Below are 12,351 nucleotides of genomic sequence, written 5' to 3'. Positions count from 1 at the left end.
GGCGGGTCTTTCGGCGTGGTGCCCGATCGGCTTGCTCGAACATCCTGGCGCATATAAAGATTGGCGCATGGAAACGGGGATGAGGATATTGATCGCCTCTCCACTGGGCAAGGTCATCGCTCCGGCTTTGACGCAGGCGCTGCACGAGGCGGTGGTCATCGTCGCGCCGGACCGGCGCACGGTTCAGGAGGCGATCACCGCAACCTTCCGTTTCGATGTCGTGGTGGCCGACCTGGTCTGGAACAACCCGGCCCTGGAATTCTCCTTCGACGGTCTCGACGTCGTGAACATGCTGGCGAAAGCCAACCGACTGGCACCGGTCCTGATGGCGACACAGGGCCACAGCATGGAGCAGGACCTGCTCGACGAGGCTCGGTTGCGCCCCGAGATCGCCGGGGTGTGCGCCAAGTCCTCCGGCGTCGAGGCTTTGCTCTACGCCATCCGGTCCGCCGCGGTCGGCGCGCAGCCGGGCGTCGATGTGGCACCAGGTTCCGGCACCCCGCTCTATACCTTCTTCAGCGGTCAGCGCGGCTCCACGGCGGGTCGGCTCGCTGGAGCGATCGCCGCGGGCCGCGCTTCGGACGCTCCGTCCCTGGCTCGTGCGGCCCGGGTCGGCGTGAATACCGCGAACAAGGTGACCAGCACCTATCTCGGCCCGATCATCGTGCAGCGCGGCGAGCACGAAGCCGGGTTGCCGATGACCTTGGGCGCCGTCTACCGGTGGTGCGGCCTGCATGCTCGGTACCTGACCAGCTGGTGCCGCAGAAATGGTCACGCCGACGTCTTACGTCCGATGTATCGGTCGCCGGACGAACCGGCGACCGATACCTGACGCTCTGCTAGCCGAACTCGAGCTTCGCCAGGAATTCTTCCTCCCCCATCTCGTTCCAGCTGTGCTCGGCGATATCCTGGCCGCCGAACAGCGACTCGTCCAGATCGATGCGGTACCTCCCGGAAGGCAACTCCTTGCCGCAGACAATCGCCCTCGCCGCCACACCCGCCAGCGCGCCGGCCAGTGACACCGCTGTTCCCAGCTGCGGCCAGGAAGCCAGGCTGCGCCCTACCTGGGTGAGCGAATAGCGCGTGCGGGAGCTGATGCGGCTGCCGACGATCGCGACAGCCAGCTCGATCCGGCGACGCGGGTCACGAAGGTCGTTCGGCGACAGTTCGGTCACCTCACCCGCCTTTCCGTGGAACAGCGGATAGTCCGGTTGGAGGTCGTAGCGTTCCACGTCCAGGAAAGCGTTGTCCCCGTGATCGGTGACCATCAGCACCGGGATTCCCGCCGCACGAGCCCTGCGCCGGATGTCGACTTTCATGGCGAAGTCGTCCATCTCCTCGATCACCACCGACAGCCGCTCCCCCGGCCCCGGCGCTCCGAGATAAGCCGCGGCCGTCTCGGGCTGGTAGCCGGCCGGGAAACCCGTGATCTCGCAGTACGGATCCAGCTCGAAGGTGCGGCGTTGCGCGAGGGTGAGTTTCGGCTCGCCCACGTCGCACACCGATCCCTGCAGCCGATTCAGATTGCTGCATCCGAGGGTGTCGCGTTCGGCGAGACGGAATCGCCGCGCACCGGTCAGTGCGCACACTGCCAGCGCCGAGGCGCCGACGCTCAGCCCAGCGACGCCGATCAAGGCCCGCGACCACGCCTCCTGCTCGTCACCGGTGAGCAAGTGCCGGTTGCGGGCGGTGCGAAGACGCCAGAAATGCTCCGCGTCGGGGAGTTTGACGATGGTTCTGCGCCACGGGAAGACGACGAAGCGGCTGATCCGATCGATCGAACCGTCATCCAGGGCGGATGCCATATAGGTGGCCAGCGCGTGTCCGGCCGTCGCCGTCCCAGCGGCGAATTCGGGGCGATCGATGACGGCCAGTTCCGGCAGCGCGCTGGTCCAGCAATCGACGAATCGGTATCCCGATCGGGGTGCCAGCAGCTCGGCGATGCGCCCGCGGTCGGCGACGGGATGCAAGATCTCGATCATGCCCGCACCTGCGTCCAGCGGTGCTTGATACCGGCCTCGAAGCCCGCGCTGCCGAAGCGGTGCAGGCTGATCACCGGTTCGGCAGCGGCGCCGAGCGTCGCGTGCAGGCGCCGGTACTCGTCATTGGTGCGCCGCAGCGCCTCGGTGACCGTGCCTTGCAGCATCGGCCCGAACCCGCTTGCCGGGCAGGCGCCCTCGCGCAGCTCGACACGCAGATGCAGCGTCTGCTCGAACCGGTCGTCGTGTTCGACCGCGAGCACGAACTTGCCGCTGACCGTGCGAGCGACCACAGGGTCCTCCAGAGCGGCGCGGATGTTCTCCGGATAGATCTCGAGTGCGTAGAACGATGCCGCGACATCGGTGCGCCGGTGCAGCGCCAGGAAACCGCAGGAGTCCGTCGAAGTGACGACCGGCAACCGGTGGCCGTGCTCGCGCAGCGTGTCCGCGAGACGGGCGGCGGACATGACCTTTCCGACATCGTTGATCCGATAGCGCACCAGGGGAATAGCGGTGTCGGCGGAGAACAGGAACCGGCCTTCGCTGTCCACCTCGGTGTATCGCAAGTCGGCGTCGTACTCCACGAACGTGGGCTGGTGATGCCCGGCGCCGAACAGAGCTTCCCGCAGCGCGGGATCCCGCTGCGCCGCTCGCCGGACCGCGATGGTGGTCTGGGTCTCGCACCCCATGATGCCCGCGTCGGCCGTGCCGTAGACGACGCAGATCTCGTCGGGGTGCCCGGCTTTGCCGATCCGTTCGAGAATGTAGTCGCGCCACTGCTCGGTGATGGCCTCGCCCGCGAGGAGCACCCGCAGATCCTGCCGGAGTACCTCCTCGGGCGCATGGTCGAGCACGTCCTTGACGAACGGCGGATATCCGGCGATGACGACCTGGTCGTAGCGCGGCCCCAGCTCGGCGATGTTCGCCAGGATCGTCTCGAGTTCGATGCCCGGGGTGATGACCGACAGTTTGTGTCCACGGCCGCGCAATGCCAGCGCCGCCGTGTAGGTGTACGTGCCGCCGATCCAGTTGCCCATGGCGAAGCAGATCACCAGCAGCGTCGAACGCCGGTGGGTCTGGAAGTGCCTGCGGAACATCCGGCTGTAGAGCTCGATCGCCTCCTCGTGGGCGACGAGGTCGCGCGGCCAATAGGTCGGCCGGCCGGAGGATCCGGAGCTGCACGACCAGGTGCCCGCCTGCGTGACGTCGCCGTGCCACAGCAATGTCTCGAGTGGGTAGTGCCGCAGGTAGTTCCCCTTCGTCATCGGCGGCACAGTGGCGAATTCCGCCGACGTCCGGACGTTTGCCGGGTCGATTCCATGCCGGGCGAGGAACTCGCTGTAGGCCGGCACCTGATGCGCCGCGCGGTGAAAGACATCCAGTGCCCGGTCGAATCCGGGAGCGGTGTCGACAGGTAACAACAGTGGAGCGGACATATTCGGTGATTCCTTCCCACCCGCCGTTGTGCGTGCCACGGTCGGCGTCGGCGAACTGCGGGCTGAGAAGATCGTCTGAGCAGCGTGGACGCGGCAGAAAGTAGTCAATACAAGGTCCGTACGACACGCGGCGGCCGCACCCCGCGGCCGATAGAATCCCCTCATGGCACACGGGGGAGGAACGGGGCCGGAATCGCTGCCGGTCTCCAATCGGGAGGAATTCGCCGTCGCGTTCCGGCGCCTGCGCACCGACGCCGGGCTCACCGTGCGGCAGGTGGTCGAACGGTCGGGATGCCTGCACGGCACTGTTAGCGGATGGTTCGCCGGTCATCATGTGCCCACCGAGCAGAACGAGCGGATGTTTCGTGATGTGCTGGCCGCGTGCGGCGTTCACGATGCCCAGGCGCAGGAGCGGTGGCTGGCCGCCGTCCGGCAGGTCCGCCCGACCACCGGCCGCAAACGTCACCAGGGGCCGATCCCCTACCTCGGCCTGGAGGCCTTTCAACCGGACGACGCCGAATGGCTGTTCGGGCGCACGCAATTGACGCAGCAGCTACACCAGCGCATCGCGGCGCTCGCCGGGTCGCCGCACCGGATTCTCGTCGTGATCGGCGCGTCGGGCTCCGGGAAGTCGTCGCTGTTGCGTGCCGGACTGCTGCCCGCGCTGCGGGAGGCGGGCAGGACGGTGTCGGTGATCACGCCGGGAGCCCATCCTGCCCGCGCGCTCGCGGCGGTGACCGCAGCCGAAGTCGTGATCATCGATCAATTCGAAGAGACCTGGACGCTGTGCCCGGACCCTGCCGAGCGAGCCGAATTCCTCACGGCGCTCACCACTGCCGCTCCGGAGCGGACATACGTGCTCGGGCTACGAGCCGACTTCTACCACCATGCGGCCGAGCAGCCGATCCTGCACGACGCGCTGGCCCACCAGTCGGTGCTGGTCGGCCCGCTCAGTAAGGAAGCGCTGCGGGAGGCGATCGTCGAACCGGCTCGCAAAGCCAATTGGACGGTCGAGGACGAGCTGGTTCACCTCCTCGTGGTCGAGCTCGCGCCGCGCGGATCGACAGCCGCTCATGACACCGGCGCGCTTCCGCTGCTGTCGCACGCGCTGCTCGAGACCTGGCAGCGCTCCACCCGTCGGCGGATGACGGTGGCGGACTACAACGCCGTCGGCGGCATCGCCGGCGCGGTCGAGCAGACCGCCGAGACGGTGTTCCGAGGACTCACCGAGCCGCAACGGCAGATCGCGCGCCGGACGTTCCTGCGGCTGCTCAACGTGGACGAGGAGGCGATCACCCGGCGGCGGGTGCAGCGCCCGGAGTTGTTCTTCGACGACGATTCCGTGTCGGATGTCAACATCGTGATCGAGCGGTTCGCCTCGCACCGGCTGCTGACGGTCGAGGAGGAAACCGTCGAGATCACGCACGAGGCGCTGGTGGGCGCGTGGTCGCGGATGACGCGATGGGTGAACCAGGATCGCGAGACCCTCACGGTGCACCGCCGGTTGACCGAGGCCACCCACGTCTGGCTCGACAACGACCACGACCCCAGCCTGCTGCTCGGCCCGGCCAGACTGGAATTCGTCCAGGACTGGGCGAACACCGACGGCCACGATCGCGATCTCAACCAGAGCGAGCGCGAGTACATCGCCGCGAGCGTCGCGCACCAGGCCGAGGTGCGCGCACGGGAACGTCGCCGTACCCGCATCCTGCAGGAGATGGTCGTCGGCTTGGCGATCGCCTTGGTCGCGGCGATCGTGCTGACCGTCGTGGCGCTGGTCGCGCGCTCCAACGCGGCCCAGGCCCGTGACGAGGCGATGTCGCGTCAGATCGCCGCGCAGGCAGAACGATTGCGCGGCACGGATCCCGCCCTGTCGGCTCAGCTCGCCCTCGCCGCGTTCCGGCTAGAGCCGACCCTCGAGGCGCGTTCGGCACTGCTGGACAGTTCCGCGGTGCACACTCCGAACCGTCTGCTCGGCCCCGACGGCGGCGCGCTGGTCGCCACCGACGAGGCCGGGGGCGTTCTCGCCGTCGGCAGGAGCGACTCCTCCATCGACATCCTGCGTCTGGCCCCGGGCGGCGCGGCGCAGCACGCCGGTCACATCACGGCGGCGAAGCCCGGCGACGTACTCGGCGCCATATCGATGACCGCGAGCGGATTGCTGCTCGCCGCCTCGTTCAACGATCACATCGATCTCTGGGATCTCAGCGATCCCGCGGCTCCACAGCGCCGGTCCACCCTGGGAGCCGCCGCCGCGGTGTATCGCAACCTCGCCATCGGTGCCGACGGACGTTCGCTCGCCGCGGGCACCGCCTCCTCCGCCATCGCGCGCTGGGACATCACCGATCCCCGGGCCCCGGTGCCACTGGACGCGCTCGACCTACCCGCCGGTGCGCCGGTGGTCGCGTTCAGCCCGGACGGCCGGTTCGTCGCCGCTGCCGGAATGGCGGGCTCGCTGCGCATTTGGGCCGGCAACGGCGCTTCGCCACCGCTGCTGGCCGACGTTGTTCCCGACGGGTCGACGGCACAGGCGCACGCACTGAAGTTCGGACCGGACGGCACCGTCCTCGCCGCCCCCGGACGCGCCAACGAGGTCCGCCGCTGGGATGTGCGCGATCCGGCGCGCCCGGCCGCCCAACCACCGCTGCGTGGGTTCACCAGCTACGTCAACGACGTGGCGTTCAGTCCGGACGGCAGCCGGCTGGCCGCGGGCAGCTCGGACAACAAGACCCGGGTATGGCGGCTGGACTCCGGACAATTGGAGATGGAACTGCCTAATCCGGTCATCGTGGTCTCGGTTCGATTCGCCTTGGACGGCCGTGCGGTGATCACCGGAAGCCTGGACGGCGCAGTGCGGATCTGGCCGTTGCCCGGCCCGATCCTGCGCGGTGCGCAGAGCGTCGTCTTCCAGACACCGATCGACCGCAGAGGTGAACTCGTGCTGGTCGGCGCGGGCGCCGGCGACGGCAACGCCCACCTGTGGAACGTCGGCGACCCGGCCACCCCGGTCGAGTACCCGGCACTTCCCGTGGGCCCGGACGAGAAGACTTGCGGCGCGGTGGCACTGTCGCTCGACGGCTCCTCCGCCGCGGTCGCCACCAGGTCCGGTCGTGTGCTGCTCTGGGACATTCGCGATCCGTGGCATCCCCGGCTGAAATCGACCATGAGCGCCGTCAACGGCATCGTCGCCAGCCTGACCTACTCCCCGGACGCCACGATGCTGGTGGTCGCGGGTCAGGACGATCCCGTCGTGACCGCGTGGGACACCACCGATCCCGCCGCGCCGCAACGGCTGGCCGACCTCGATGCGGGACCAGGGCTGCCCGGCATCGTGGCCATCGACAGCACCGGGGGCAACCTGGCGGTCGCCACCTCCGACGAGTCGGTGCGCCGCTGGGACATCCGTGATCGCGCCCGCCCGGTAGAACTGCCGAGACTGTCCGGGTTCACCAACGACCTGACCTCCGTGGCATTCAGTCCGACAGCTCAGGTCCTCGCCGCGGGCAGCATGGACCATACCGTGCAGCTGTTCGATGTCTCCGAATCAGGCGCGCCGCGACCGCTGTCCACGCTCGCCGGCGCCGCCGACGCGATCATCAGCGTCAGCTTCGGTCCGGACGGCACGCGCCTCGTCGGTGGCGCCAGCGACAACGGAATCTGGGTGTGGGACATCTCCGATCCCCGTCGGCCGCGACGATCCGCCGTGCTCAGCGCCTACACCGGCAGAGTCAACGACGCCGTCTACGGTCTGCGCGGAGACCTCTTGCTCGCGGCCGGGCCGGACAAGGTGGTACGGCTGTGGTCAACCGAAACCGAGCAGGTCGCCGCCGACCTGTGCCGCAGTGGAAGCACGCCCCTGACCGCTACGGAATGGCAGCGCTATCTGCCCGGCGTCCCCCGGTACGACCTGTGCGCAGGCTAGTTCCGCAAGGGAGCCTCGACGTTCATCGCCGTCGCCACACAGCGCCACGAAGCACGCCGACACCGTGCAGACGAGTCCAGCGACGAAAACGGCGTACTCCCACCACAGCATCGTCTCCGAAGCCGACACCCCGCGCTCGTCGGGGCGTCAGACGAATCGCGGGCCGAGCACATCGGCGTGACCGTTGCGTCGGCACCAGCTGATCAGATAGTGCGCGTGCTCACCGCACCAGCGGAATACCGCGCCCTGGGTCAGCGGCGTATCGTCGGGCAACTCTCCGCGTTCGCGAATTATCGGTCCGATGTAGGCGTTGGTCGCCTTGTTCGCGGTGTGCCCGCCTACTTTGGCCACGCGCGCCAGTGACGGGTAGTCCCATGCCGATCCGGCGGCGATCGCGCCGGCAAGTCGTGCGGCGGTGCGGCCATGGGGATCACCGAAGAGCGTGCACAACGACGGTGGTCCCTCCCGTCGCGGAGACAGGGGCGTACTCCCGCCGGTAGCCGCCCGCCGCACGGCCTCGAGCAAGGCGGGCACGCCCGAGGATTTGTCGTAGAATTCGGCGATCTCGCCGGACCGATCCCTGGCCTCGTCGAGGTGGTCGCGCTCCATGCTGTGGCCCTGGGCCGCGAGCAGAACCGCGGTATGACGGTTGCTGTCGCGTAGCAGGTCGATGACGTCCAAGCCATCGAAGCGATACTCCGACTCCGGATGGTTCCAGATCAGGTCACAGAGCACGACGTCGAAGCGAAAACGCCCGACGACCTCGCTGCGGACGGCATCTCCGTCGCCGGCCACGCAGACATGCGACGCCGGAAACGCCTGCGACAGAGTCGGAGCGATGATCTGACCCAGCGGTGAGGCGACGAGCAGCCGCAAGCTTGATTCCATAGCGCGATATTCGACCGTGGGTGACGATCAACGCAAGAGCCCGAATGCGATACTCCGCAACAGATTTCGCCTCGCGATGCTTCCATCGAGCAACATGTTGCTCGTCACGGGCCGCGCCGGGCGGAAACGACCCGAACGCGCCCGCGAGCGAGTGACCAGTGACCCAGAGGACGGCAGACCCGCCTCACACCTGCCGCAGCCACGCGCGCAACAGCAGGGCGCCGCCCGCGGCCAGCGCCACCGCGACCGGAGCCGGCCACCACGGCCCGTTCCGGCCGAGCAGACCGCGGGCGAGCCGCAACTGGAACGCGCCGAGGCCGGCCAGGACGAGCAGCCAGACCGGCAGCAGCCCGATGCCGAGCGCCGCGTGCACCGCCCATGCGCCCGCCAACGTGGGCCCGCCCCAGGAGCCCTCGAGATCGTCTCCGGTGACGAGCGGATAGCAGATGCCCCGGAACGCGGCGATGACCGCCAGTAACGCCAGGAACCAGGTCAGCAGGCCGACCGCGCCGCTGAGCAGGGAGTGCGACACCGATCGCGCCGCCGAGAACTTGTGCGGGAGAACCGATTCGCCGAGCATTCGCCGCGGCACGCGCAGCCGGGTCGGTATCCGCCGCACGGCCAGCGGCAGTGCCCGCAGCGCGTACGCGGCGTAACGCAGGAGTGCCTGAAGCCACGACATACCGCCGACGGTAGCGCTGTTCGGCCCGCGATTCACCGCAGCAGGCCCGCGTGCACCAGATCGTCGAACAGCAACTGGTCGACCGGCGGGACGAGGGCGCGGTCGGCGTAGCGGAACCACGCGACTTCCTCGATCTCACTGCTGGCGGCGAGGGTGCCGCGGTAGTCGGCGGTATAGCAACTCATCCGCACCACCGCACCGTCCGCCGGGCCGTGCACCGCCTCGTAGGTGCCGACGTGCGCGGCGGTCTCCGGCAGCAGTGCGACGGTGAGTTCCTCCTCGATCTCGCGCAGCAGCGTCTGCAGATCGGTTTCGCTGCCTTCGCGCTTGCCACCGGGAATGTAGAAGACGTCCTTACCGCGCGGCCTGGCGCAGAGGATCCGCCCCTCCTCGATGCGCACCCACGCCACCGTGTCGATCAACTGCCGCACTCGCCCGTCCGCCACCGCCGCAGCCTAACGCCGCGCTGCGCCGGACGCGGGGCGGGCGTCGCCGCTCGCCTCAGCGGGCCGGGAGCAGGGAGGCGTCCTTGGCTCCGGGGCCGAGAACCAGACGCAGGTCGGGCGGGGCGATGTGTTCGCCGCACTCGGAGCATACCGGCTCGACGGTCGCGAGGTGCCCGCAACCGGTGTGCCTCATCTGCACCGGCGGGCCGTCCGGCGCGGCCCATTCGTCCCCCCACTGACGCATCGCGGCGACGACCAGCCACAGCGAGCGGCCTTTCGGGGTGAGCCGGTAGTCGTGGCGCACGGGATTGTCCTGGTACGGCTCCTTGGATAGCACTCCGTGCTCGACGAGGTGCTCGAGGCGCTGGGTGAGCACGTTGCGGGCGATCCCGAGGCGGGCGCGGAAGTCGTCGAAGCGCGTTACGCCGAACAGGGCGTCGCGCACGATCAGCAGCGTCCACCACTCCCCGACCACCTCGAGGCACTGGGCCAGCGAGCAGTTCATGTCCTCGAAGCTCGTCCTGCGCATATCCGACAGCATAGTCAGTTGCTTGATAGAACTCACTAACTTATGGTTCGTTGCATGAAGCAACTCACTACGCGGACTCTCGCCGAGGAGTTCGCGCTCACCGAGACCGGTTCCGGCGGTTGGGCAGCGCGGGTCGACCGGTCCTGGCGGGGATGGACCGGACCGCACGGCGGCGTGATCGCGGCGCTGCTCATCGAGGTCGCGCGCGCGGCGGCCACCGAACCGCTGCCGGTGCGGGCCGTGGATCTCCGGTTCTCGGGCCGCCCCACCGAGGGTGTGCTGACCTTCGCCGCGACCGAGCACGTCGTCGGCCGCAGCACCGTCGCACTGGAGGTGCGCGCCGACCAGGGCGGCAGTCCGATCGCGGCGGCGTCGGTCACACTCGGGCGCACCGTGCAAACCGGCGTCGAGGAGTACGCGGGCCCGCCCGCACCGCGAGTACCCGATCCCCGGTCCTGTGCGCCGTTCGCCCTCCCACCCGAAATCGTGCCGGCGGGAGCTCATTTCGACATCCGCCCCGCCGCCGGACCACTGCCGCTCACCGGCGCGGACGAACGGATGATGTGCGCTTGGATCGGACTCGTTCCCGAGGTGCCCGCGGACGCGGCGGCGCTGGCCATTCTCGCCGACGCCTTGCCGCCCGCCGTCTTTCCCACCTTGCGCGCACCCGTCGCGATCCCCACCGTCGCGCTGTCGATGCACCTGCACGCCGAACCCACCGGCGGGCTGCCGGTGCTGGTGCGCACGGTGAACGCGTCGACCGGCGGCGGCTGGTCGGTGGACGACACCTCGATCTGGGACCGGAGTGGCTTGCTGCTCGCCTCCGCCAGCCAGACCCGCCGTGTGCTCGGCTGAAACGGAGACGATCGTGAATTCCTCCACCACGAAGCCGAGCCGGACCGCCGGCGACTTCCGGGCCGTGCTCGCCGTCGTCTCGATCGGCGTGCTGCTGTCGAGCCTGGACCTGTTCATCGTCAACGTCGCCCTGCCGGATATGGCCGCCGATTTCGGCGGGGCGCGTATCTCGGGGCTGTCCTGGGTGCTCAACGCCTACGCGATCGTGTTCGCCGCCCTGCTGGTCCCGGCGGGACGACTCGGCGACCGCCGCAGCATCCGCACCACCTTCCTACTCGGGCTCGTGGTGTTCGTCGCCGGGTCGGCACTGTGCGCGACGGCGTGGGACGTCGGGTCACTGGTCGTGTTCCGCGTCGTGCAGGCCGTGGGCGGCGCGCTACTGACCCCCGCCTCGCTCGGCTTGGTGCTGGCGGCCAGCCCGCCGCAGCGCCGCGCGGCGGCGGTCCGGCTGTGGGTCGCCTTCGGCGGGCTCGGCGCTGCGCTCGGTCCCGTACTCGGCGGCGTTCTCGTCGAATTCGGCTGGCGCTGGGTATTTCTGGTGAACGTGCCGATCGGCCTGGTCGCCGTGGTCGTCGGAGTGCGGATGCTGCCCGATCCGCCGGGCGAAGGCGGGCGGCTACCCGACCTGCTGGGTGCGGCGCTGCTGGCCGGCGCGATCGCCGGGTTGGTGCTCGGGCTGGTCAAGGGCGCGGACTGGGGGTGGTCCTCGGCGGGCGTGCTGGTCGCTTTCGCGGTGGCGGCGATCCTGACGGTCGCGTTCGTCGTCTCCTCGGCCCGCCATCACAGCCCGGTGGTGGATCCGGCGCTGCTGCGCGCACCCAACTTCGCGTGGATGACCGGTAACGCGGTCTTGTTCAACGTCGCCTTCGGCGCGATGCTGCTGTCGGTGGTGCTGTGGGCGCAGAACGTCTGGGGCTGGTCGGCCTTGCGCACCGGTCTGGCCATCGCGCCCGGCCCGCTGATGGTGCCGGTGATCGCCGTCCTGGCAGGGCGACTGATCGGCCGGATCGGGGCGGGGCCGGTCATCGCCGCGGGTGGTGTCGTCTTCGGCGCGGGGGTGCTGTGGTGGGCGCGGGCGATCACCCTGACGCCCGACTACCTCGGCGGCCTGCTCGGTGGGATGGTGGTCAGCGGTATCGGCGTCGGCCTCACCCTGCCGACCGCCTTCGCGGCGGGCACGAGCGGACTGCCGCCGCAGCGGTTCGCGACCGGGTCGGCCGTGTTGAGCATGGCGCGTCAGATCGGTCTGGCGGTCGGGGTCGCGGTCCTGGTCGCGGTGCTCGGCACACCCGCCGGTCCGGAGGCGGCACTCGAGGCCTTCCGGCGCGGGTGGTACGTGACGGCCGCGGTGGCGGTCATCGCGGGTCTGGTCGGCATGGCCGCCCGCATGCCGAAAACCGCTGCCGTGCACACGGAATCGGTCACCGAGTCGGTCGTCGCCTGATCCGCACGCACGCCTGTTCGCCATGAGCGGCAGTCGGCTCGGTACGACGCGGCGACCTCGAGTCATCGGCGATGCCGCTCGATGAACCGAGACCGTGCCCATCCCGCTTCGCTATGGCGCACATGTACACCGGACGATTCGTCGACCCGACGCTGTCGACCCGGTCGGCG

Annotated in this window: 10 protein-coding genes; 4 read left to right on the top strand and 6 right to left on the bottom strand. The window is 69.3% G+C overall.

Going from position 1 to position 12,351, the window contains the following annotated elements:
• Window positions 1-79: 79 nt before the first annotated feature.
• The gene (locus tag ON19_RS13670) at window positions 80-832 is read left to right on the top strand and encodes an MSMEG_1198 family transcriptional regulator (RefSeq protein ID WP_227954760.1); all 753 of its coding nucleotides are present in this window, start codon (window positions 80-82) and stop codon (window positions 830-832) included.
• A gap of 7 nt (window positions 833-839) precedes the next feature.
• Here the strand turns inward: ON19_RS13670 and ON19_RS13665 are convergent, their stop codons facing one another.
• On the bottom strand, window positions 840-1,982 hold the full coding sequence (locus tag ON19_RS13665) for a ThiF family adenylyltransferase (RefSeq protein WP_043691158.1): 1,143 nt from the start codon (window positions 1,980-1,982) through the stop codon (window positions 840-842).
• Complete coding sequence (locus ON19_RS13660) at window positions 1,979-3,415, bottom strand: phenylacetate--CoA ligase family protein (RefSeq protein WP_051168841.1); 1,437 nt, start codon at window positions 3,413-3,415, stop codon at window positions 1,979-1,981. The genes ON19_RS13665 and ON19_RS13660 overlap by 4 nt, the downstream gene beginning before the upstream one ends.
• 163 nt (window positions 3,416-3,578) lie before the next feature.
• On the opposite strand from ON19_RS13660, the gene ON19_RS13655 reads away from it, so the two are divergent.
• Complete coding sequence (locus ON19_RS13655; protein WP_051168840.1) at window positions 3,579-7,337, top strand: nSTAND1 domain-containing NTPase; 3,759 nt, start codon at window positions 3,579-3,581, stop codon at window positions 7,335-7,337.
• 147 nt (window positions 7,338-7,484) lie between these two features.
• Here ON19_RS13655 and ON19_RS13650 read toward each other — a convergent pair whose 3' ends face one another.
• The 4 genes from ON19_RS13650 to ON19_RS13635 form a co-directional block, all read right to left on the bottom strand.
• Window positions 7,485-8,225 carry an MSMEG_1198 family transcriptional regulator gene (locus ON19_RS13650; RefSeq protein WP_043691155.1) on the bottom strand — a complete coding sequence of 247 codons (741 nt, stop codon included), beginning with the start codon at window positions 8,223-8,225 and terminating at the stop codon, window positions 7,485-7,487.
• 184 nt (window positions 8,226-8,409) lie between these two features.
• Complete coding sequence (locus ON19_RS13645) at window positions 8,410-8,907, bottom strand: hypothetical protein (protein WP_043691204.1); 498 nt, start codon at window positions 8,905-8,907, stop codon at window positions 8,410-8,412.
• Window positions 8,908-8,939: 32 nt separating this feature from the next.
• Window positions 8,940-9,353 carry an NUDIX hydrolase gene (locus tag ON19_RS13640; protein WP_043691153.1) on the bottom strand — a complete coding sequence of 138 codons (414 nt, stop codon included), beginning with the start codon at window positions 9,351-9,353 and terminating at the stop codon, window positions 8,940-8,942.
• A gap of 55 nt (window positions 9,354-9,408) precedes the next feature.
• Window positions 9,409-9,882, bottom strand: a complete 474-nt coding sequence (locus ON19_RS13635) for a winged helix-turn-helix transcriptional regulator (RefSeq protein ID WP_043691149.1) — start codon at window positions 9,880-9,882, stop codon at window positions 9,409-9,411.
• A gap of 54 nt (window positions 9,883-9,936) precedes the next feature.
• On the opposite strand from ON19_RS13635, the gene ON19_RS13630 reads away from it, so the two are divergent.
• Together ON19_RS13630 and ON19_RS13625 are read left to right on the top strand one after the other, a co-directional pair.
• Entirely contained in the window at window positions 9,937-10,737 is an 801-nt protein-coding gene (locus ON19_RS13630) for an acyl-CoA thioesterase (protein WP_043691144.1), read from the top strand.
• Window positions 10,738-10,750: 13 nt separating this feature from the next.
• Window positions 10,751-12,181, top strand: coding sequence for an MFS transporter (locus ON19_RS13625; RefSeq protein ID WP_227954759.1), 1,431 nt, complete (start codon window positions 10,751-10,753; stop codon window positions 12,179-12,181).
• Window positions 12,182-12,351 lie beyond the last annotated feature (170 nt).

It is taken from the genome of Nocardia abscessus NBRC 100374, assembly GCF_000308455.1.
Taxonomy (GTDB): Bacteria; Actinomycetota; Actinomycetes; order Mycobacteriales; family Mycobacteriaceae; genus Nocardia; species Nocardia abscessus.
The sequence above is the reverse complement of the archived record's forward strand: the minus strand, read 5'-3'. Positions and strand labels throughout refer to the sequence as shown.

Coding starts and splice junctions, on each gene's coding strand:
- ON19_RS13645 (WP_043691204.1), bottom strand. CDS start 8,907: ATGTCGTGGCTTCAGGCACTCCTGCGTTACGCCGCGTACGCGCTGCGG.
- ON19_RS13630 (WP_043691144.1), top strand. CDS start 9,937: ATGAAGCAACTCACTACGCGGACTCTCGCCGAGGAGTTCGCGCTCACC.
- ON19_RS13665 (WP_043691158.1), bottom strand. CDS start 1,982: ATGATCGAGATCTTGCATCCCGTCGCCGACCGCGGGCGCATCGCCGAG.
- ON19_RS13655 (WP_051168840.1), top strand. CDS start 3,579: ATGGCACACGGGGGAGGAACGGGGCCGGAATCGCTGCCGGTCTCCAAT.
- ON19_RS13670 (WP_227954760.1), top strand. CDS start 80: ATGAGGATATTGATCGCCTCTCCACTGGGCAAGGTCATCGCTCCGGCT.
- ON19_RS13635 (WP_043691149.1), bottom strand. CDS start 9,882: ATGCGCAGGACGAGCTTCGAGGACATGAACTGCTCGCTGGCCCAGTGC.
- ON19_RS13660 (WP_051168841.1), bottom strand. CDS start 3,415: ATGTCCGCTCCACTGTTGTTACCTGTCGACACCGCTCCCGGATTCGAC.
- ON19_RS13650 (WP_043691155.1), bottom strand. CDS start 8,225: ATGGAATCAAGCTTGCGGCTGCTCGTCGCCTCACCGCTGGGTCAGATC.